The sequence below is a fragment of the Glutamicibacter sp. St.4D3 genome (genome assembly GCF_059728615.1).
The window spans coordinates 394,223-415,526 of the sequence record NZ_AP039380.1 but is presented as its reverse complement, the minus strand read 5'-3'; the positions used below and the strand labels follow the sequence as shown (position 1 = coordinate 415,526).

Genomic DNA, 21,304 nt, shown 5'->3' with positions numbered 1-21,304 from the left:
TACATCCTTCGGGTCGAATTAAAGTACTCAGTCTGCAACGGTTTAACGTTCCTTTTGACTTAACCGGCTCTTCGAGTTTTAGCGTGGTGACCCCGAAAAAGAAGTAAGGCTGTGAGTCTTGTAGTGGCTGGTCTGGGATCAGCTGGCAGAGTAGATGCCAGGCTTCCCTCCGACGTGGGCATGACTCGAAGTAAGGCTGACCCGTTAGGTGTCGTTTGCGAGAATTGTCTGTCTACGTTGCTGGGCGGCCGGCGCCTACCCGGCCCACCCGAGCTTGTCAGATGGATTGTGTAAGCCCCTAGTCACCTCTGATTTTCAGGACTTGTAATACTCAGTTCACGTACGGCTCGACACGTTCCGGGTAAGCCATCGCCAGCTGCTGCAATGCCTGTTTCCACCCGTTCGTCCCAGCGCCTTCCACCAGGTGCGAACCTGCACCAGCGCGCGGGGTGCGGCCTTTCCAGGCAGCGTCCTTGAACCGTTCACGGGCCCGCTTATCCTCGATATTGCAGATCGCCAGCCACAGCATCTTTACCGCCGCCGTATCGGACGGGAAATGCCCTCGGGATTTAGTGACCTTGCGCAGCTGGTAGTTCATCGACTCAATCGCGTTCGTCGTATAAATGACCTTCCGCAATTCAAGGGCGAACTCCAAGAACGGGGTGAACCTTTCCCACGCGTTGCGCCAGGTCGCCACCGCCGAAGGGTACTTGCGCCCCAACTCGCTGGCCTCGAAGTCCTCCAACGCCGCCTGCGCGGCCTCGATGCTCGGAGCAGTGTAAATACTCTTCAACTGGGCACTGACCGCCCTGCGGTCGGTGTAGGACACGAACCGGTTCGCCGCCCTGATCAGGTGCACCACGCAGGTCTGCACCGTGGCCTTGGACCAGGTCGCCTCGATCGCCTCGGGGAAACCGGTCAGCCCGTCGCAGCAGGCGATCAGCACGTCCTTCACGCCTCGATTGGCCAACTGGGCGCACACCTGAGCCCAGAACTTCGCACCCTCATTCTCGGTCACCCAGATGCCCAGCACGTGTTTGATGCCCTCCACGCTCACCCCGACGGCCATGTGCGCGGCCTTATTACGTACCTGGTGCCCGTCGCGGACCTTGATGACAATCGCATCCAGGTACAGGATCGGGTAGAACTCCTCCAAGGGCCGTTCCTGCCATACAGCGACTTCATCCAGCACCTCGTCGGTGATCTTGCTGATGGTGTCGTGGGACAGCTCGGTGCCGATGGTGGTTTCCAGGTGGTAGGCGATATTCCGCACGGTCATGCCCCCGGCGTACAGGGACACGATCATCTCATCCAGGCCACCGGTACGCCGCGACCCCTTGGGCACCAGGGTGGGGGTAAACGTTCCGGCCCGGTCCCGCGGAATCTGCAGGTCCACGTCCCCGGCCACCGTAGATACGGTCTTGGGGTAGGAACCGTTGCGGGAATTCGGGGCGAACCGTCCTTGCCCGTCGCCCTTTTCGTATCCCAAGTGCTCAGTCAGTTCGGACTTTAGCCCGCGCTCCAGCCCGGCGCGGATGATCTGCTGAATAAACCCGTCCTTGCCATCGAGCTGGATCTCTCCTCGGTCGATAAACCCCATGAGCTCATCGAACGCCCCGGACTCTTTGACCGCATCCATGGAACCCAAGGCGGCGAGTTTCTCGGCAACGTCGGAGGCATTCTTCATCGGGGTCTGATCCTGGTCTTTCTCAACGGTCATCGTGTGTTCTTCCTAGTCGTTTCTATCAACTGACTAGAGGTCTTACACAATCCCTCTGACAGGCTCTCCTGCCAGCTAGTCCCAGACCAGCTACCTCAATACTCACAGCCTTACTTCTTTTTCGGGGTCACCACGCTAAAACTCGAAGAGCCGGTAAATATCCTGATCGTCATCCATTTCGCAAAGCTATCATCTCTTCAACCTTATGCATCATTGCTCCCTCTATTTGGATCATGTAATAGCGGCGCCGAAGAAGTAAAAATCAGGAAATGAGATGCGCCCCGACACCCCTATAACCATTCGCAACCTCACTCCATACTCAAAGCGCACCAAAAAGATCGCTTCGGAAAAAAGTAGCCGCACCCCGCGGGTGGAATCGATTAGTCGGCAAATCCACATTCGCTAGGAGGTAGGGTTTCGACACTCAACACCTAACCACATGCGCCATCGCAGCCAGCCCCACCCCGTTCAAGAAAATGCTTGTCAAGAGAGTATGCTTTGCGTGTTTTTAAACCACATTCGTGGTAGTGTTACCGGCAACGAGCGGATCGAGAGAGGAACCACGTGAGTGTTTTTGCGTCGCATTTCCGAGATGACCACAGTAAGAACAGTTTGGGTCAGTTCGATCTAACTGAAGACATTCTTCAGAGCTGTGCACAATATGCCTGGGACAAGGCACGTAGGCGGACGGCTCTTGCTAGCCCAAGCGCACACGGCACCGACCTCTACCAAGAGATGACCGAGCAGTTAGCAATCGTGCTATCGGCACAAGGATGGAGAAAAGACGTTGTAAATGGACAGCAACGAATCGTCCATCCCCATGGTCTAATCGGAATCGCAGTTTCATCAGCAACAAATGTCGCCAGTGATGACCCGAAAAAGCAACCCAGAACTCGATCCAAAAAGGGTCCAAGTACTCTTGAAGACCTCGATTCGTCAGTGATACCCGGACAACACCCCTTTGATCTAGAAGAATTTAGGCTTCAAGATGCCGCCGATGAGAAGCTCAAGGATGCTCCCTTGTGGTTCCTTTTACACGAAGAGCGCGAAGACTTTTTCTATCTTTCCCTCGCACGCCCGGCTGCGGCAGACAAGCCAGGCTACATTATTGGTTTTAGCAACGAGATTCGCATCAAGCCGCTCAGTGCCAATCAAGACCTAGACCTGTTTCGTAATGAAAATGGCGACGGTGACATCGATTTCGAAGTCCCCCGCGTTTAATGCAAGCGCAAACCCGGATTACGTATAACCTAAACTCTGCAATGTTTACGCCTTCACGTCTAAAGTTAGCTCGTCAGCGCCTCGGCTGGACCCTTAAACGCCTCTCCGAGGAAAGCGGGGTTTCTCTTCGTACTCTGACAACTTACGAGAAAGCTCCAAAGCACGAGCCCACTGCTGAAATTATTGAACGACTCGCCAAAGCGCTCGGAGTCCAAAAGGAGTTTTTCTTTAAAGACATTGTTGATCCTGTGGTGTATCAGGCGGTCAGCTTTCGCAAATTAAGCAAAACCAGCGCACTTATGCGCGATGCCGCGCTTGCTTCCGCGAATCTAGGAATCGAGTTCTTTGAAGTACTAGAGAAGCACTTCGCTTTGCCTAGCCCAGATATACCCAACTTGGGCAAGCACTCACCAGAGATGGCGGCTGATCTGATTCGGAATCTTTGGAAGTTAGGGGACAAACCGATTCCAAACCTGTTCCGGCTTTTGGAGTCAAAGGGAATCCGGATACTTTCGCTATCTCATAAATTCGACGATATTGATGCCTTCTGCTTCGCAAGAGATAGAAACTTCTACATTTTCCTCAACACCTCTAAGACTGGCGAACGCCAGCGCTTCGACCTCGCCCATGAACTCGGACATCTGGTTTTGCACCGGGACATAGAAATGGTTTCAGCTGATTCAAAAGACCGAGAGGCCCAAGCTCATAGGTTCGCTTCGGCATTACTAATGCCTCAAACTGGGGTGCTTGCTCAAAGCATGAACAAGGCCAGTATCGATAGAATTCTCGCGGCTAAAAAGTACTGGAAGACCTCGGCAATGGCGATGACTTACAGACTTAAAGAGCTTAATCTGCTCTCCGACTGGCAATATCGCTCAACCTGCATAGAACTGGCAGAGCAAGGTTATCGTCGCAGTGAGCCTGATGGAATGATTCCTGAAACCTCACTGCTTCTACGCAAGGTGCTCTTTGGTGAGAATAAGATCGGGCTTCGAACGGTTGGAGCAGAGCTAGATCTTAGTGACAGGCAAGAAGTTTCGGAATTCGTAAAGGGTCTGGTTCCAGTAGCGGCATAAATACCCGTTGTCACTTTGATGAACTCACTTCTATACTCCGGCGAGATCACCTCTTATCGATAAGTTTCGCTACGCGGCTCCACGCATCTTCATTCCAACGTTCCCTCAGCATGCCCGCCACGATGAACCCCGTAGGTTATGAATCTACGGGGTTTTTCTCTGCCTGAATTCAAAGTGTGGGCATGGAACCGAGCTGTTGGCTGCGTCAAAATGTCGGCTTCGACGTGCATAATCAACCTCATGGCCCCGATCCGGAAACGCACCAGAAAAAGCGGCCACTCTCCTGCACGGGAAACGATTATCAGAGGAAGGAAGTGTAAGGGAACGAGCTAGTCTCCGTCGTTTGCTTGCCACGGCGCCCTTACCGCAGTGAGCCAGCATGATCACGCGTGGCCGCGAGCGGGAAGTGAGCAGTTCCAGAAGCCAGAACGCGAAATGTGGCAACTGCCCCGGTCGCCCGGCAAACACAGCTGGCAATTCTCAACACCATGAAGAAGATCATCACGCACCGCTTCACCATCACCATGGTCCTGACCGGACTGCTCATGGGCGCCATGACCTTGATAGGCGGCCGCGCATACCCGGTTGCGTTCGGCGCACTCTGGATTTGCTTCGCCATCGCGCTCGGATTCGCAGCAGTGGGCATCAAGAAGGATCTGAATAATGGGTGAGCCCGTTGTAAGGCCCCGGTTTAACTAGGCCAAATCGCCAAAAGATTCGCGACGCGCGGGTCCCCGTAGGCCCAAACACTCTCATGTTCGCAACCCATGACATTAGAGGTTTCGAGTCCCCCGTTCTGTTTCATGCACTGGTGGTGTGCTCCCCGATTGCGATCGATTCGGTTGCGCTTTGTCCTGGGTTCAATTCGGTCGGGTGCCTGCCCTATTGAGAGGATGGGTTGGGGCGAAAGCACTCCAGCGACAATGTTAGAGGGGATTCTCTGTGTGGCATGATTTCGGACTAACTTGGGCCGACGCCGGGCGCGTGGTGCTTTCCGCGATCGCCCTATACGTTCTGGTGCTCGTGGCGATTCGAGTGCTCGGTCAGCGCACGATGGCTAACCTGTCCAGCTTTGACCTGGCTGCGGTGGTGGCTTTCGGCGCCGTCATCGGCCGTGCGATCCTCGGCTACACGCCAACACTGGCAGCCGGGGCGCTGGGCTTGGTGACCCTGTTGGTTCTGCAGGCCCTCACCGGTCAGCTGCGCCGATTTCCACGGGGCCGGGCCGCAGTCAACAACAAGGCGTACCTGCTGATGGCCGGGGACGAATTCATCACCGCGAATCTGAAGCGCACTCACGTCTCGGAAAGCGAGCTGCTCTCCCGGCTGCGCTTGAGCGGGGTCCGCAACCGCTCGGAAATCGCCTGCGTCATCCTCGAACCCACCGGGCAGATCAGCGTTCTGCGCACCGGGGTGCCCATTGAACCGGAGTTCCTGGAGAATGTCTCCGGCGCCGAATCGATTCCGAAGGCTTTCCTGGCCCCGCACGAAGCCTAGGCGAAACAACCGAAAATCAGCCCCACAGCACCGTAGTCCGGCTCGACCAACACCTGCTCATCGGCAAATTCCAGACGGGGATGCAAGAATTCGGGCAACACCCAAATCACCGAGCCGCGGGGTTGCCATGACAGTGCAGATCGACCTGGACTACCCATTCACCGGCACGTGGCTGGTGCAAAACAGTCCGGCCAACCGTGTGCCGAGCCATGGAACGACGTTGTTCGCCAGTTCCCATGCCATCGATTTTGTGCCCGTGGGTGACAGCGGGCGCCGTGCCCCACTGACGTGGAACACCTGGCGTGGGCGCGAACCGGCTGCCGCGTTCCCTGGCTTTGGCCGCAGGGTACTGGCCCCGTGCGGCGGTCGGGTGATCGCCGTTGAGCGCGCCATCCCGGATCATCAAGCCCACCGCGCCCTGGCCTCGGTTGGCTACGCGCTGGGCCAGCGCGCCCGGGTCCGCGCCGGCTGGCCGGGACTGGCCGGCAACCACGTGGTGATCGAGCACGACGGAATCATCGTGGCGCTTTGCCACCTCATGCAGGACAGCGTGAACGTGGAGGTGGGGCAACACCTCGCCCCCGGGCAGCCCGTGGGACGCTGCGGCAATACCGGCAACAGCACCGAACCGCACCTGCACCTGCAGGCAATGGATGACCCGCAGCCCGGCCGGGCTGCCCCGGTACCGATTACGTTCCACGGCCAGCTGCCCCACAACCGGCAGATCCTGAACCTCTAGAAGGCCCTGCTGGCCGGGAAGTACCTCACCAGATCTTCCTACTGGGGGTTTTCCTGCTCCCACCGGTGGGCCCGCTCGGTCAGCTGCCCGGCGAGCGCCGCCAGCGAGCCCTGTTCGCCCGCGCGTCCCAGGGCGAGGCCCAGCAGGAAGGTGCTCAAGGGGGCCGCGGGGCGCGCGACGTCGTGGGCGACGTGCTTGGCGACGTCCAGGATGGTGGCAATGTCCACCTCGTTTTCATCCAGGCCCAGTTCGGCGGCAGCCGCGCTCAGCCATTCATCCAGGGCCTCCGGTGGGAGATGCTGTGCCATTTTCGAATTCCTTTCACGGCCACCCTTTGCGTGGCGCTGGTCATGTTCTCACTCAGTTTGGTCTGGGTGGGGCCGACGCTTAACGGCCGGCCCCAGGTTGCCCGGGGCCGCGCGCGTCTTTTGGCTCCACCGGTTTCGTGCTTTGCCGCGCGGTGGCCAGGGCCTGCGGGGTGTCGATGTCGTCGCTGAGTCTTTCACCCACCGGGATCCGGTGCAGCTCCAGCTCACCCAGGACCCGGCGCAGCGGCGCGTTGGCCACCTCATCCCCGAGCCGTCTACAGGCGGCGGTGATCGCGGCGGTGCGATAGTAGCCGGCCAGCCACTGCAGGTGGCCTTCCTCGTCCTCCAGCAGTGCCCCATCCCCCAGCTCCATGCCGCTGGCGGTGCGCAGCGCGGTGGCCACCGCCAGCGGGTGCTGCAGGTCGCAGGCCAGCACCATGACCCATTCGCTGTCCACGGCGCGGATCCCGGCGGCCAGTGCCGCCAGCGGTCCACCATATGCTGGTTCCTCGCGCACGACCCGGTCCGCTTCGGTGCCGGCGTGCGGCGGGCCGATGACGACCACCTGGTTTGCTCCGGCGCTTCGTGCCGCGGTGACGACCCGGTCCACCAGCCGTTGTCCGTGCAGGGTCAGGGCCGCCTTGTCCGCCCCGCCCAGGCGGGTGCCGCGCCCGCCGGCCAATACCAGGGCGTCAAATCCGACGCCCGCCTCCGGCGTGTCCGCTGGCCGGTGGTTCCCTGGCGCAGGTGCCTCCGTCATGGTTTCACCCGCAACACTTCGACCTGATCTCCGGCCTGCACGTCTCCCTGTTCGGGCCCGACCAGGGCGTACCCCTCGGCCGCCCCGAAGCCGCCCACCGAATGGGAGATCGCCTGGGCCTGCACGGCCGGGGCGCACAATTGCGGGTTCACCGGGTCAAAGACGACCGGCAGCACCTGCAGACGCCCCACCGGGGATTTCCATCCCACGGCCGCGGTGGCGCGCAGCCGGGGCCGGTGCAGTTGCGCGTTGCCCTGCAGGGCGCGCAGGGCCGGACGCACAAAGAGCTCGAATCCGACCGCGGCGCTGACCGGGTTGCCGGGCAGGGCGAACATCATCGCCCCGGATTCCAGGCGTCCGGCGCACTGCGGGGCTCCGGGGCGCAGGGCCACCCGCACCGCCCGCACCCCCGGCTCGTCCTGCAGCACCTGGCGCATCACGTCGTGGGTGCCCGGGCCCACCCCGCCGGTGGAGATCACCACATCGTGGCTGGCCCCCAACCGGACGAGTTGTTCACGCACCAGGTCGGTGTCATCGGTACAGCGCTGCACGGTGATCGGGGTGATGCCGGCTTCGGTGAGCAGCCCCTGCATCAGCCAGGAGTTCGATTCGGGAATCTGCCCGCGCTGCAGCACCGCGCCCACCTCCTGCAGTTCCGCGCCGGTCACCAGGACCGCGGCGGTGGGCAGCGGGCGCACCAAGAGCCGTTCGGCCCCGGCGGCGGCCAGTGCGGAGAGCAGTGCCGCGTCCACCTGTTGTCCGGCGGCGGCAACCAGGTCCCCGGCGGCCCGGTCCTCACCGCGGTGCCGGATGTCCTTGCCCGGTTGGACCTCGCGCAGGATCGTGACCTGCCCGGTGCCCCAGCGCTGCCCGTCCTCGCCCAGGGTGTCCTCCACCCGCAGCACGGCGTCCGCGTCGGTGGGCAGCGGCGCCCCGGTCATGATCCGCACCGCCTGCCCGGGTTCCAGGGCCGGGTCCTGGGTGCTGCCGGCCGGGATTTCGCCCAGCACGCGCAGGGTGACCGGCGTGCTGTCACTGGCTCCGCGGGTATCGGCGGCACGCACCGCGTACCCATCCATGGCCGAGTTGTCCCACAGCGGCAGCGGGTGGCGGGCGGCGAAGTCCTCGGCCAGCACGGTGCCGTACAGGTGGTGGAAGCCGTTGGCCAGGCTGCGTTGCCGGGCCGGTAGGGGGCTCAGCTGATCCAGGATCCACTCCAGGTGCGCTTCGGGGGTCAGGGCCATCTGCGTCCTTTCGGTTGCCTACCGCCAGTATGCCCCCATTGGCACCCCAAAGTCAGCCGCAAAGGCCCATGTGGCATGCGCCTGGTCGGTGTTACATGCCGCCGCGGCCCTTGGTGCCGCGCAGCATGCCGGCCACAATCAGCGCGAACGTGCCCACCAGCACCAGCAGCCACAGCCCCAGCGCGTAGGAGTTGGTTTCGGCGTGGTAGGTCGCGCCCATCGCCAACGGCGGGAAGTAGCCGCCCAGGCCACCGGCGGCGGCGACCACGCCGGAGACCGCGCCCACCTTCTCCGGCGGGGTGGAGGGCCCGATCCAGGCAAACACGGCGCCCATGCCCAGGCCCATGGCCGAGGCCATCAGCAGGAAGGTGATGCCGGTCAGGATGCCCTCCGGGGGCTGCATGCCCACGATGTAGGCCAGCGAGACGATCCCGGCCAGGGAGATCAGGGCAATCAGCTTCGGACCGAACTTGTCCGCCAGCACGCCGCCGATCGGCCGGGCAATCACCGCGGCCACCGCAAACAGGGCGGTGCGGGCGCCGGCCCCCACCGGGTCCACGTCATCAGGGTAGATGGTGACCAGGTATTTGGGCAGGAAGGTGGAAAACGCGACGAACCCGCCGAACACGATGCCGTACAGGAAGGACATCTCCCAGGTGATCGGCAGCTTCAGCGTGTCGATCAGCTTCGGCAGCAGCGGCTGGCGGTTCGGGGTCCAGGCCGGGGATTCGCGCATGAAGAACCACACGGCCGCGGCGCTGAGCACCAGCAGGCCGGCAATGAACAGGTGGGTTTCGAAGTAGCCGAGCTGGCGCAGCAGCCGGGGGGTGAAGAATGCGGACACCGCGGTGCCGATCATGCCCATGCCGAACACGCCGTTGGCAAAACCGCGTCGGCGCGGTTCGTACCAGGCGCTGGCGAAGGGCACCCCGACCGCGAAGATGGTGCCGGCGATGCCCAGGTAGGTGCCCGAGGCGATCAGCAGCGCGAAGCTGCCCAGCGTTCCGGCCAGCGCCACCAGCAGCACGGCCGGCACGGAGGCCAGCAGCACCACGGTGAACATCTTCCTGGCCCCGAAGCGGTCGGTCAGTGAACCGATCACGATGCGCCCCAGCGCACCGACCAGCACCGGGGTGGCCAGCATCAGGGAAATCTGCCCCTCGCCCAGCTTCATCAGCTCCGCGTAGTGGGTTTGAATCGGGGAAATCAGCATCCAGGCCCAGAAACCCACGGCGCTGGCGAGCGTGGCCAGCAGCAGCTGCGGGAATTGCCCACGCAGCTCCGGGGACGTCTGCGCGGCTTGTGCTGGGGACTTCTGGCTCATGGTTTTCCTCCACCGTAACCGTCAGGTGCTGCACTACCACTTGTTGTGCACACTAACCGCTCAAACGCCAACGCGCTAGTGAAACAAACATTTTTATCTAGGGAATGTGAAATCTCACTTCCAGTGACGCCCGGGGAAGAACCCTTGCATCTATCGAGACAAAGGACGAAGCTTGAGTCAAGCGTCACAGTTGGGAGTCACTGTCATGACCGAAAGGCCAAACCACACAACACCGGCCACCGACGGACCACTGGCCGATTCGCTGCTGACCATGGGCAAGTACCTGCGCCGCGGGGAAACCAGCCAGGATCTGCGGGCGATGTTCCTCTCCGGAGGACGCCAGGGCGATGTCTTCTACCGCGACCGATGGTCGCACGACAAGGTGGTGCGCTCCACTCACGGAGTGAACTGCACCGGATCATGCTCCTGGAAGGTCTACGTCAAGGACGGGATCATCACCTGGGAAACGCAGCAGACCGACTACCCGTCGGTGGGCCCGGACTCCCCCGAATATGAACCGCGCGGCTGTCCGCGCGGCGCCGCCTTCAGCTGGTACACCTACTCGCCCACCCGGGTGCGCTACCCATACATCCGCGACGTGCTGGCCGAGCTGTACCGGGCGGCGAAGGCCGAACACCCCGACCCGGTGGACGCCTGGGCCTCCATCGTGGAGGACCCGGTCAAGGCCAAGCGCTACAAGCAGGCCCGCGGCAAGGGCGGGCTGATCCGCACCACCTGGGACGAGTCGATGGAGATCGCCGCGGCCGCCCAGGTGTACTCGGTGAAGAAGTACGGCCCGGACCGGATCGCCGGGTTCTCCCCGATCCCGGCGATGTCGATGGTCTCCCACGGGGCGGGATCACGCTACCTGAACCTGGTGGGCGGGACCATGCTCTCCTTCTACGACTGGTACGCCGACCTGCCGGTGGCCAGCCCCCAGGTGTTCGGGGACCAGACCGACGTTCCCGAGTCCGCGGACTGGTGGAATGCCGGCTACCTGATCATGTGGGGCTCGAACGTGCCGGTGACCCGCACCCCGGACGCGCACTTCATGGCCGAGGCGCGCTACCGCGGCCAGAAGGTCGTCACCGTCTCCCCCGACTACACCGACAACACCAAGTTCGCCGACGAATGGGTGGCCCTGCACCCGGGCACGGACGCCGCGCTGGGCATGGCGATGGGCCACGTGATCCTCAACGAGCACTACGTGGCCAAGCGCACCGCCCCCTTCCAGGACTACATGCGCCGCTACACCGACTCCCCGTTCCTGGTGGAAATCGATGAAGCCAACGGGCTGCCGGTGCCGGGCAAGTTCCTCACCGCCGCGGATCTGGGCGGGCAGGCCGCCGGTGCCGCCAACGCCGAGTTCAAGCCGGTGCTGCTGGACGCCAGCGGCACCGCCCGGGTCCCCAACGGCACCCTGGGCCACCGCTTCGCCGCGGAAGACAAGGGCGAATGGAACCTGGACCTGGGGGACATCACCCCGATGCTCTCGGTCGCGGACCTGGATGGCTGGGACGGCGCGGCCAGCGAGGTCAACCTGCCGCGCTTCGACCTGGAACCGGAGGCCGGGCAGGAACACGCCGGCGGTTCGGGGATCCTCACCCGCGGCGTGCCGGTGATGCGGGTGGCCGGCAAGCTGGTCACCACCGTGTTCGATCTGATGCTCGCCCGCTACGCGGTGCAGCGCGCGGGCATGCCGGGGGTGTGGCCCACCGGCTACGATGACGCCACCGCCCCGGGCACCCCGGCCTGGCAGCAGGAGCACACCAACGTGCCGGCCGAGCAGGCGATCCGCATCGCCCGGGAATTCGCGGACAACGCGGAGAAGTCCGGGGGACGCTCGATGATCCTGATGGGCGCGGGCACCAACCACTGGTTCCATTCGGACACCATCTACCGCACCTTCCTGGCGCTGACCATGATGACCGGCTGCCAGGGCGTCAACGGCGGGGGCTGGGCGCACTACGTGGGTCAGGAAAAGGTCCGCCCGCTCACCGGCTACCAGCAGTACGCCGGCGCCTCGGACTGGGTGCGGCCCCCGCGCTACACCATCGGCACCGCGTTCTGGTACCTGTCCACCGACCAGTGGCGCTACGACGGGCTGCCGGCCAACCAGCTGGCCTCCCCGCTGGCCCGCGGCCACTTCGACGGGCTGACCACCGCGGACTGCCTGGTCGAATCGGCCAAGCGCGGCTGGATGCCCTCCTACCCCACCTACAACCGCAACCCGCTGGATCTGGTGGATGAGGCCGAAGCCGCCGGCAAGGACCCGGCGCAGCACGTGGTGGATTCGCTGAACGACGGCTCGTTGGCCTACGCCTGCGAGGACCCGGATGATGCGGCGAACTTCCCGCGGGTGATCCTGATGTGGCGGGCCAATGTGCTCGGCTCCTCCGGCAAGGGCAACGAGTACTTCCTCAAGCACCTGCTGGGCACCAACGCGGCGGTGCGCGCCCCCGAGGCCGCCGAAGGCTCCCGGCCGCAGCAGATGGCCTGGCATGAGCAGGCCCCGGAGGGCAAGCTGGATTTGCTGGCCACCGCGGACTTCCGGATGACCAGCACCACGCTGTTCTCCGACCTGGTCTTCCCGGCCGCCACCTGGTACGAGAAATACGACCTGTCCTCCACGGACATGCACCCGTTCATCCACTCCTTCAACCCGGCGATCGCCCCGCCCTGGCAGACGAAGACCGACTTCGAGCTGTTCGGGCTGATGGCACAGCGCTTCAGCCAGTACTCCGCCAAGCACCTGGGGGTGCGCAGGGACCTGGTCGCCACCCCGCTGCAGCACGACACCCCGGATGCGATGGCCACCCCCAAGGGGCGGGTGCAGCGCGAGGTGCCGCTGGTGCCCGGGGTGAGCATGCCCAAGCTGAAGGTGGTCGAACGCGACTACCCGAACCTGTTCGACCAGTGGCGCAGCCTGGGCCCGCTGACCGCCAAGCTGGGGATGACCACCAAGGGCATCAACTACCACCCGGAACCGGAGATCAGCACCCTGGAGGGGCTGAACGGCACCGTGCCCTCCGGCCCGTACGCCGGGCATGTGCGCCTGGACACCGACCGGCGCGCGTGCGAGATGATCCTGGCGTTCTCCGGCACCTCCAACGGGCGGCTGGCCACGCAGGGCTTCCGGGCGCTGGAGGAGCACACCGGGCAGAAGATGGCCTTCCTCTCCGAGGAGCACGAGGGCACGCACATCTCCTTCCATGACGTGCAGGTCCAGCCGCGCAGCGTGATCACCTCCCCGGAATGGTCCGGCTCCGAACACGGGGGCCGGCGCTACACGGCGTTCGCGATCAACGTGGAGCACCTCAAGCCCTGGCACACGCTCACCGGGCGCCAGCACTTCTACCTGGACCACGACTGGATGGACGAGCTGGGCGAGGCCCTGCCGATCTACCGTCCACCGCTGGACATGCACCGGTTGTACGGGGACGCGCAGCTGGGGCGCACCAGCGAACACGAGTCGGGCAACGCCGAGGTGGCGGTGCGCTACCTGACCCCGCACTCGAAGTGGTCGATCCACTCCGAATACCAGGACAACCTGTTCATGCTCTCCCTCTCCCGCGGCGGACCGACCATCTGGATGAGCCCGCTGGACGCGGCGAAGATCGGGGTGCGGGACAACGAGTGGATTGAGTCCTACAACCGCAACGGCGTGGTCGTGGCCCGCGCGATCGTCTCGCACCGCATGCCCGAGGGCACGGTGTACATGTACCACGCCAAGGACCGCACCGTGGACGTGCCGATCGCCGAAACCAGCGGGCTGCGCGGCGGCATCCACAACTCACTGACCCGGATCCTGATGAAGCCCAGCCACCTGATCGGCGGCTACGGCCAGCTGGCCTGGGCGTTCAACTACCTTGGTCCAACCGGAAACCAGCGCGATGAGGTCACCACGATCCGTCGCCGCAACCAGGAGGTGCAATACCGATGAAGGTCATGGCCCAGATGTCGATGGTGATGAACCTGGACAAGTGCATTGGCTGCCACACCTGCTCGGTGACCTGCAAGCAGGCCTGGACGAACCGTTCCGGGGTGGAGTACGTGTGGTTCAACAACGTGGAGACCCGCCCCGGGGTGGGTTACCCGCGCACCTATGAGGACCAGGAGAAGTGGCGCGGCGGCTGGGAGCGCACCAAGCGCGGCCGGCTGAAGCTGAAGGACGGCGGGCGGCTGCACAAGCTCTCGCGCATCTTCTCCAACCCGAAGCTGCCCGAAATCCAGGACTACTACGAGCCGTGGACCTACGACTACGACATGTTGCTGAACTCCCCTTCCGGGGAGCACACTCCGGTGGCCAGGCCCAAGAGCCTGCTCACCGGCAAGGACATGAAGATCGGCTGGTCGGCGAACTGGGATGACAACCTGGGCGGCTCGCTGGAGACCATGGCCGATGACCCGATCCTGGCCAAGATGAGCGAGGAGGTGAAGGCCGAGTACGAGAAGGCCTTCATGTTCTACCTGCCGCGCATCTGCGAGCACTGCCTGAACCCCTCCTGCGTGGCCTCCTGCCCCTCCGGGGCGATGTACAAGCGGGCCGAGGACGGGATCGTGCTGGTGGACCAGGACGCCTGCCGCGGCTGGCGGATGTGCGTCTCGGGCTGCCCGTACAAGAAGGTGTACTTCAACCACCGCACCGGCAAGGCCGAAAAATGTACGTTCTGCTACCCGCGCATCGAGGTGGGCCTGCCCACCGTGTGCGCCGAAACCTGTGTGGGGCGCCTGCGCTACCTGGGCCTGGTGCTCTACGACGCGGACGCGGTGGCCGATGCGGCCAGCGTGGAGGACGAGCATGAACTGCTCGAGGCCCAGCGCCAGGTGCTGCTGGATCCGCGTGACCCCGAGGTCATCGCCGCGGCCCGGGCCGAGGGGATGGACGAGGACTGGATCACCGCCGCCCAGCAGAGCCCGATCTGGAAGCTGATCCGCGACTACCAGGTGGCGCTGCCGCTGCACCCGGAGTACCGCACCATGCCGATGGTCTGGTACATCCCGCCGCTGTCTCCGGTGGTGGACGTGGTCACCGGCACCGGCAACGACGGGGAGGACGCGAACAACCTGTTCGCGGCGATTGACAAGCTGCGCATCCCGATCGGCTACCTGGCCGAGCTGTTCACCGCCGGGGACACCGCCCCGGTGGACCTGGCGCTGCGCAAGCTGGCGGCCATGCGCTCCTACATGCGCGGGGTGTCCATCGATGACGTGCGTGATGAGTCGATCGCGAACGCGGTGGGCATGAGCGGGCCGCAGATCGAGGAAATGTACCGGCTGCTGGCGATCGCGAAGTACGAGGAACGCTATGTGATTCCCCCGGCCCACGCCGAGCAGGCCCACGACCTGGAGGAAATGGGCTGTTCGCTGGAGTTCGAGGGCGGACCGGGCATGGGCGGGGCCGGGCCGTTCGGCTCCTCCAGCGGCGAGCAGGTGCCGGTGGCGGTGGAGAACTTCCATTCGCTGCAGAGCCGGCAGACCGCGGACCGGCCCTCCACCCCGGGACGGGTGAACCTGCTGAACTGGGACGGCAATGGCCGGCCCGAGGGGCTCTTCCCGCCGCAGCACCAGCGTTCCAAGGAGAATGAGCAATGATTCCCAAGCTGCTCAACCGGGCCACCCCGCGCCGCCGGCTGCCCGGCACCCTGGATCCGGTGCCGCTGAAGAACCCGCAGCGCCGGGCCGTGCACATGCTCGCCTCACTGCTGCTGGACTACCCCGACGAGGACTGGTTCGCCCAGCTGGAGGTGCTCGAACCGCACATCGCCGCGCTGCCGGCGCCGCTCGCCGGGCCGCTGACCGAGTTCGTGGCCGCCTCCCGGGCGGCCGGTTCGGCCCAGTGGCAGCGCAGCTATGTGGACACCTTCGACCAGAAGCGCAAGTGCAGCCTGTACCTGAGCTATTTCGCCACCGGGGACACCCGCAAGCGGGGCACCGCGCTGGTCACCTTCCTGGAGGCCTACCGGGCGGCCGGCTTCGAGTTCGACGCCCAGGACCTGCCGGACTACCTGCCGGCGGTGCTGGAGTTCTCCGCCCGCAGCGACGATGAGATCGCCGGGGCGCTGCTGGCCGCGCACGTGGAGGGCATTGAGGTGCTGCGCGCCGCCCTGGAGGGGATGCACAGCCCCTGGGCGAACGTGGTGCGCACCATCACCCTATCCCTGCCACCGGTGGATAGGGCCACCCAGGAACGGATCCTGTCCCTGGTCAGCGAGGGCCCGCCAACCGAGACCGTGGGGCTCAGCTTCCTGGGCAACCTACCACCATTTAGTCCGAGGGAGGGGACGGGAGTATGAGCACCATGCAATTCCTGCTGTGGGTGGCGATGCCCTACGCGTGCGCCGCCGTGTTCATCGTGGGCCACATCTGGCGGTACCGCTACGACAAGTTCGGCTGGACCACCCGGTCAAGCCAAAGCTATGAGAACCGGCTGCTGCGCTGGGGCTCACCGATGTTCCACTTCGGCATCCTGCTGGTGCTGGTGGGCCACGTGGTGGGGCTGCTGATCCCGCGCGAATGGCTCTACGCCATCGGCGTCACCGAACACCTCTACCACCTGGGCGCCACCTGGATGGGCACCGCGGCGGCCGTGCTGACGCTGGCCGGGCTGGTGATCCTGATCTACCGGCGGCGCACCGTGGGACCGGTGTTCCTGGCCACCACCCGGATGGACAAGCTGATGTACGTGCTGCTGGGGGCGAGCCTGTTCTTCGGCACCGTGGCCACCATGGTCCACCAGGTGTTCGGGCCCGGCTACCCGTACCGTGAAACCATTTCACCCTGGGTGCGCAGCCTGCTGATCTTCCAGCCCGACCCGGCGCTGATGCAGCAGATCCCGCTGTCCTTCGCGCTGCACGTGATCACCGCGAACCTGCTGTTCGCCCTGTGGCCGTTCACCCGGCTGGTGCACGTGTTCTCCGCACCGATCCCGTACCTGTTCCGCCCCTACATCGTGTACCGTTCGCGCGATGAGGCCCCCAGCGGCATGCGCCCGGTGCGCCGCGGCTGGGACCCGGTCACCGCTCCCCCGGAGCGGCGGCGCAACCGCCGCGGCATCACCGCCAACCGGCCCTAGGCCGGCCCGGCACCGCCTCCGGACCGAAAAGGGACTTCCTGTTCCCTTCTCGGTCCGGAGGCTTTTTGCCGTCCTGAGGCCGGGGAGCCCGGGACCCTAGCCGGGTTCGCCGGCGGTCCCGCAGACGCCCTTGGCCGGCACGGTCGCGGCCACGGCGCGCACGAAACGGGTCGCCGGGGCGCTGAGCACCTCGGCCACCGGGCCGCGCTGGACCACCACCCCGTGCTCGATGACCGCCAGCTGCCCGGCCAGGGCAATCGCGTCCGCCGCCGAATGGGAAATCACGATCGAGGTCATCCCGGTGCGCTGCAGTTCCGTGCGCAGCAGCTCGCGCATGTCCGCGGCGGCCTCCACATCCAGTGACGCGAACGGCTCATCGACCAGCAGCATCTTCGGCCCGGCCGCCAGGGCGCGGGCCAGGGCGATGCGCTGGCGCTGACCGCCGGACAGGGCCGCCGGACGCTGCCCTGCCAGGGCCTGGAAGCCCAGCCGTTCCAGCCACCCTTGGGCGACCTGCCGGGCCTGGCGCTTGTCCTTGCCGCCGGCCCGCGCCCCGAAGGCGATGTTGCTGGCCGCATCCAGGTGCGGAAACAGCCGCGGGTCCTGGCCCAGCAGCCCAATACCGCGCCGGTGCGGGGGCAGGTGCACCCCCGGGGCGGCCAGACGCTGCCCGTCCAGGGTGATCTGCCCGCCACTGATCTGCTCGATCCCGGCCAGCGCGTGCACGATCGTGGACTTGCCCGCCCCGCTGGGGCCCATCAGGGCCAGCGCCTGGCCCCGGTCCAGCTCCAGGTCGATGGAAACCTCAAACCCGGAGCGCGGCACCGCGAACCGGGCCGTGAGCATCGGGCTCATTTCAGGGCCCCGGGACGCCAGGCCCGCACACAGACCAGCACCAGCACGGCGGTGGCCAGCAGCAGCAGGGACAGCGCCACCGCGGATTCCCGCCCGGTCCCGGCACCGTTGAACGCCGTGTAGATGGCCAGCGGCATCGTCTGGGTCACCCCCGGCGCGTTGCCGGCGAACAGGGCCGTGGCCCCGAACTCGCCAATCGCCCGGGCAAAGCACAGGATCACCCCGGCCACCAGGCCCGGGGCCGCCAAGGGCAGGGTCACCCGGGTCAGCACCATCCAGCGCCCGGCCCCCAGGGTGGCGGCGGCCTGCTCGTACCCGGCCCCGGCCGAACGCAGCGCCCCCTCCACGGAGAGCACCAGGAACGGCAGCGCCACAAACGCCTGGGCGATCACCACCGCCGGGGTGGAAAACGGGAGCGTGAACCCCCACAACGACTCAATGAACTGGCCCACCGGGCTGGTGCGGCCAAAGAGGAAGAGCAGCGCCACGCCCCCGACCATCGGCGGCAGCACCAGCGGCACCGCCACCACGGCGCGCAGCAGCTGGGCGGTGCGCGGTGAACTGCGGGCAATCACCAGGGCCAGGGGGATCCCCAGCACCACGCACAGCGCGGTGGCCGCCACCCCGGTGCGCAGCGACAGCCCCAGCGCCTGCAGCGCACTGGGGCTGGTCACATCCGCCCACAGGGTTCCCCAGGAGGCCCGGCCCACCAGGGCCAGCAGCGGCAGCACCAGCAGCCCCACCCCCAGGATGGCCGGCAGCACCGCGGCAACGGGTGCGCGCACCCCCACATCGGCCTGGCCCATGCCCTAGCCTTCGGCTCCGGCGCCGGCGTTGCCGAACCCGTGCTCAACCAGCACTTCCTGGCCCTCGGCGCCAAGTACGTAGTCCACGAACTGCTGGGCGGCCTCGGCCTGCTGCTGGGACTGGGAGGTGCTGAGCACGGAAATCGGGTAGGAGTTCACGACCTCCTGCGCCCCGTCGGGCACAATGCTGTCCACGCTGTCATCGCCCACCACATCGGTGCGGTACACCAGCCCCGCATCGGCTTCCCCGGCCGAGACCTTCTGCAGGACCGCGCTCACGTTCTGTTCCATGCTGGCCGGTTCCACCTGCACCCCGGCACCATCCAGCAGCTTCTGCGAGGCCCCGCCGCACGGGACCTGGGGTGCGCACAGCACCGTGGTCACCCGGGACAGATCCGCCAGGGACTGTACATGGGCCGGGTTTCCGGCCGGGACCGCGATCACCAGGGTGTTGGTGGCGAAGATGACCGGGTCCTTGGCCAGGCCCGCATCGCTCACGGTGTCCATGTTGCGTTCATCGGCGGAGGCGAAGACGTCCACCGGGGCTCCCTCCACGATCTGGGTGGCCAGGGTGGAGGAGCCGTCATAGGAAATGTGCTTCACCTTGATCTGCGGGTGTTCTTCCTGGAAGTCCTTGGCGATCTCATCGAAGGAGCGTTGCAGGGAGGCGGCCGCGGAGATGGTGATCTGGGTGTGGCCTTCATCCTGCGCAGCCGGCGAATCGGCGGGCTGATCCGCGGTGGAGCATCCGGTCAGGCCCAGCCCCGTCAGTGCCAGCAGTGCCAGTGTTCCGCGGATGCGCATACCCACTCCTTGATCGTGAACGGTTGCCGCCATGCTATCGCCTGCGCCCGGTGCGCCAAAGTGTGACCTGAGAAGCGCGGCTCGGGCCGCGGGCAGGGCGGGGCGAGCTGACCGGCGGCTGCGGATTCTGCCCGGTGCTTGCCCCGTGAGCCCTACAGCGCGCAGACTGGCTGTCGTAAGCTGAAGGTGGCGGCGCCGCGATCTGCTATCGTGGCGGCACCGACTAGTCAGGAGGTTGGCGTGGCAGACAAGCCCGCATTCGTACCGTTGGGTGATGCCCGGGGCCGGCCCCTGCGGGATTTGCGGATTTCGGTGACCGACCGCTGCAACTTCCGCTGCGTGTACTGCATGCCCAAGGAAATCTTTGGGCGCGACTTCCAGTTCCGGGAGCGTTCCGAACTGCTCAGCTTTGAGGAGATCGAGCGCCTGGCCCGGGTGTCGGTGGGTTTGGGCGTGCACAAGCTGCGCCTGACCGGCGGCGAGCCGCTGCTGCGCCGGGGCATCGAGGAGCTGATCCAAATGCTCGCCGCATTGCGCACCCCGGACGGTGAACCGGTGGACCTGGCCTTGACCACCAACGGCTCCGCCTTGCCGGTCAAGGCCGCCGCACTGAAGGCGGCCGGGCTGAACCGGGTGACGATTTCCCTGGACTCACTGATTGAAGAGCGCTTCCAGGCGATCAACGATGTGAAGTTCCCGGTCTCCCGGGTGCTGCAGGCCATTGACGCCGCGGCCGAGGCCGGGCTGGGACCGGTGAAGATCAACACGGTGCTCAAGCGCGGGGTCAACGACGACGAAATCCTGGACCTGGTCGAACACTTCCGCGGCACCGGGCACATACTGCGCTTCATCGAGTACATGGATGTGGGCAGCACCAACGGCTGGCGGCTGGATGACGTGGTCCCCTCCAGCGAGGTGATTTCCCGGATTCATGAGAAATACCCGCTGGAGCCGCTGGCCCGCACCGACCCCGGGGAGACCGCCAACCGCTGGCGCTTCACCGACGGGCAGGGGGAAATTGGCGTGATTTCCAGTGTCACCAATGCGTTCTGCGGCAACTGCACCCGCGCCCGGATCTCGGCCGAGGGCCAGATGTACACCTGCCTGTTCGCCACCGGCGGCACCGACCTGCGGGCCCTGCTGCGCGGCGGGGCCGACGATGAGCAGCTGGCTGTGGCCCTGAGCGGACTGTGGCGGGTGCGCAATGACAACTACTCGGAGCTGCGCGCTGCGCTGACCCCCGGCAACCGCCGACGCATCGAGATGTCCTACATCGGCGGTTAGCTAGCCCATGGTCTTCTGGCCATCCAGCGCCTCGCGGATGATGTCCGCATGCCCGGCGTGCTGGGTGGTTTCGCCGATGATGTGCAGCAGCGTGCGGCGCACCGACCAATGGGTGTCCACAAACCACGGCGCCCGGGGCAGTTCGTGGACCGTGTCCAGGTCGATTTCCGCCAGCAGCGCGTCGGTTTCTTCGCCGATGTGGGCGTACTTCTCCAGCAGCCCGGCCAGCGTCTCGCCGGGCTGGATGCTGAACTCGGCTTTCAAAGCCTGCAGCGCCTCGGGCGGCATGTTGTAGAAGTCCACTCCGTCCCAGTCCATGGCGGCCTTGCCCCTGATCATGAACTGCTGCCACTGCAGTTCCACGGCGCTTACGTGCTTGATCAGTCCCCCGACACATAGTTCGCTGACGGTGGCGCGGGTTGCGGCCTGTTCGTCACTCAGGTTCTGAGCGGTGAAGCGCAGGAAGTGGCGGGCGTTGGCCAGCGCCCGGTGCAGGTCGGCCCGCTCGCCGCTCAGCGTGGTGCTGACGGCTTTCATGGTGGTGCTCATGGCATTGCTCCTCATTCTCGGTGTGCCGGATAAAACCACCCT

At 65.1% G+C, this 21,304-nt stretch carries 19 protein-coding genes; 10 read left to right on the top strand and 9 right to left on the bottom strand.

From position 1 onward, the window contains the following. Positions 1 to 331 precede the first annotated feature (331 nt). Positions 332 to 1,720: an IS256 family transposase gene (locus AC6I21_RS01955; RefSeq protein ID WP_497762990.1), complete on the bottom strand. Its 1,389-nt coding sequence runs from the start codon at positions 1,718 to 1,720 to the stop codon at positions 332 to 334. Between the two features lie 564 nt (positions 1,721 to 2,284). Here AC6I21_RS01955 and AC6I21_RS01950 point away from each other — a divergent pair. The 5 genes from AC6I21_RS01950 (at position 2,285) to AC6I21_RS01930 (ending at position 6,253) form a co-directional block, all read left to right on the top strand. Next, positions 2,285 to 2,941, top strand: a complete 657-nt coding sequence (locus tag AC6I21_RS01950; protein ID WP_497762989.1) for a hypothetical protein — start codon at positions 2,285 to 2,287, stop codon at positions 2,939 to 2,941. A 41-nt stretch (positions 2,942 to 2,982) separates the two neighbouring features. Then, positions 2,983 to 4,017, top strand: a complete 1,035-nt coding sequence (locus tag AC6I21_RS01945; RefSeq protein WP_497762988.1) for a helix-turn-helix domain-containing protein — start codon at positions 2,983 to 2,985, stop codon at positions 4,015 to 4,017. A gap of 437 nt (positions 4,018 to 4,454) precedes the next feature. Further along, a complete protein-coding gene (locus AC6I21_RS01940) occupies positions 4,455 to 4,688 on the top strand; it encodes a hypothetical protein (protein WP_497762987.1) in 234 nt (77 codons plus the stop codon). A 271-nt stretch (positions 4,689 to 4,959) separates the two neighbouring features. After that, positions 4,960 to 5,514, top strand: a complete 555-nt coding sequence (locus AC6I21_RS01935; protein ID WP_497762986.1) for a DUF421 domain-containing protein — start codon at positions 4,960 to 4,962, stop codon at positions 5,512 to 5,514. Between the two features lie 127 nt (positions 5,515 to 5,641). Then, a complete protein-coding gene (locus AC6I21_RS01930) occupies positions 5,642 to 6,253 on the top strand; it encodes a M23 family metallopeptidase (protein WP_497762985.1) in 612 nt (203 codons plus the stop codon). 38 nt (positions 6,254 to 6,291) lie between these two features. Here the strand turns inward: AC6I21_RS01930 and AC6I21_RS01925 are convergent, their stop codons facing one another. The 4 genes from AC6I21_RS01925 to AC6I21_RS01910 form a co-directional block, all read right to left on the bottom strand. Continuing rightward, a complete protein-coding gene (locus AC6I21_RS01925) occupies positions 6,292 to 6,561 on the bottom strand; it encodes a DUF6457 domain-containing protein (RefSeq protein ID WP_138174994.1) in 270 nt (89 codons plus the stop codon). A 79-nt stretch (positions 6,562 to 6,640) separates the two neighbouring features. Beyond that, entirely contained in the window at positions 6,641 to 7,321 is a 681-nt protein-coding gene (gene mobA, locus AC6I21_RS01920; RefSeq protein WP_497762984.1) for a molybdenum cofactor guanylyltransferase, read from the bottom strand. Further along, a complete protein-coding gene (locus AC6I21_RS01915) occupies positions 7,318 to 8,565 on the bottom strand; it encodes a molybdopterin molybdotransferase MoeA (RefSeq protein ID WP_497762983.1) in 1,248 nt (415 codons plus the stop codon). Before AC6I21_RS01915 ends, mobA begins: the two co-directional genes overlap by 4 nt. Before the next feature lie 91 nt (positions 8,566 to 8,656). Next, entirely contained in the window at positions 8,657 to 9,889 is a 1,233-nt protein-coding gene (locus tag AC6I21_RS01910) for an MFS transporter (protein WP_138175000.1), read from the bottom strand. A 205-nt stretch (positions 9,890 to 10,094) separates the two neighbouring features. On the opposite strand from AC6I21_RS01910, the gene AC6I21_RS01905 reads away from it, so the two are divergent. From AC6I21_RS01905 to narI, 4 genes are read left to right on the top strand one after another with little or no spacing between them, the layout of a single operon-like run. Further along, complete coding sequence (locus tag AC6I21_RS01905) at positions 10,095 to 13,832, top strand: nitrate reductase subunit alpha (RefSeq protein WP_497762982.1); 3,738 nt, start codon at positions 10,095 to 10,097, stop codon at positions 13,830 to 13,832. After that, positions 13,829 to 15,484, top strand: coding sequence for a nitrate reductase subunit beta (narH, locus tag AC6I21_RS01900; RefSeq protein WP_138175004.1), 1,656 nt, complete (start codon positions 13,829 to 13,831; stop codon positions 15,482 to 15,484). Before AC6I21_RS01905 ends, narH begins: the two co-directional genes overlap by 4 nt. Next, entirely contained in the window at positions 15,481 to 16,185 is a 705-nt protein-coding gene (narJ, locus tag AC6I21_RS01895; protein ID WP_138175006.1) for a nitrate reductase molybdenum cofactor assembly chaperone, read from the top strand. The genes narH and narJ overlap by 4 nt, the downstream gene beginning before the upstream one ends. After that, the gene (narI, locus tag AC6I21_RS01890; protein WP_175419295.1) at positions 16,182 to 16,964 is read left to right on the top strand and encodes a respiratory nitrate reductase subunit gamma; all 783 of its coding nucleotides are present in this window, start codon (positions 16,182 to 16,184) and stop codon (positions 16,962 to 16,964) included. Before narJ ends, narI begins: the two co-directional genes overlap by 4 nt. A gap of 96 nt (positions 16,965 to 17,060) precedes the next feature. On the opposite strand, the gene AC6I21_RS01885 is transcribed toward narI, so the two are convergent. Genes AC6I21_RS01885 through modA form a run of 3 tightly spaced genes read right to left on the bottom strand, consistent with a single transcriptional unit; the run spans position 17,061 to position 19,429 of the window. Further along, positions 17,061 to 17,819: an ABC transporter ATP-binding protein gene (locus AC6I21_RS01885; RefSeq protein WP_497762981.1), complete on the bottom strand. Its 759-nt coding sequence runs from the start codon at positions 17,817 to 17,819 to the stop codon at positions 17,061 to 17,063. Continuing rightward, positions 17,816 to 18,625, bottom strand: coding sequence for an ABC transporter permease (locus AC6I21_RS01880; protein ID WP_497762980.1), 810 nt, complete (start codon positions 18,623 to 18,625; stop codon positions 17,816 to 17,818). Before AC6I21_RS01880 ends, AC6I21_RS01885 begins: the two co-directional genes overlap by 4 nt. A 3-nt stretch (positions 18,626 to 18,628) precedes the next feature. After that, positions 18,629 to 19,429 (bottom strand): molybdate ABC transporter substrate-binding protein, encoded by an 801-nt coding sequence (gene modA / locus AC6I21_RS01875; RefSeq protein ID WP_497762979.1) that lies wholly within the window; start codon positions 19,427 to 19,429, stop codon positions 18,629 to 18,631. 240 nt (positions 19,430 to 19,669) lie between these two features. On the opposite strand from modA, the gene moaA reads away from it, so the two are divergent. Next, the gene (gene moaA / locus AC6I21_RS01870; RefSeq protein ID WP_346921446.1) at positions 19,670 to 20,713 is read left to right on the top strand and encodes a GTP 3',8-cyclase MoaA; all 1,044 of its coding nucleotides are present in this window, start codon (positions 19,670 to 19,672) and stop codon (positions 20,711 to 20,713) included. Here moaA and AC6I21_RS01865 read toward each other — a convergent pair whose 3' ends face one another. After that, the gene (locus AC6I21_RS01865) at positions 20,714 to 21,262 is read right to left on the bottom strand and encodes a DinB family protein (protein ID WP_497762978.1); all 549 of its coding nucleotides are present in this window, start codon (positions 21,260 to 21,262) and stop codon (positions 20,714 to 20,716) included. It lies immediately after the preceding gene. Positions 21,263 to 21,304: the final 42 nt, after the last annotated feature.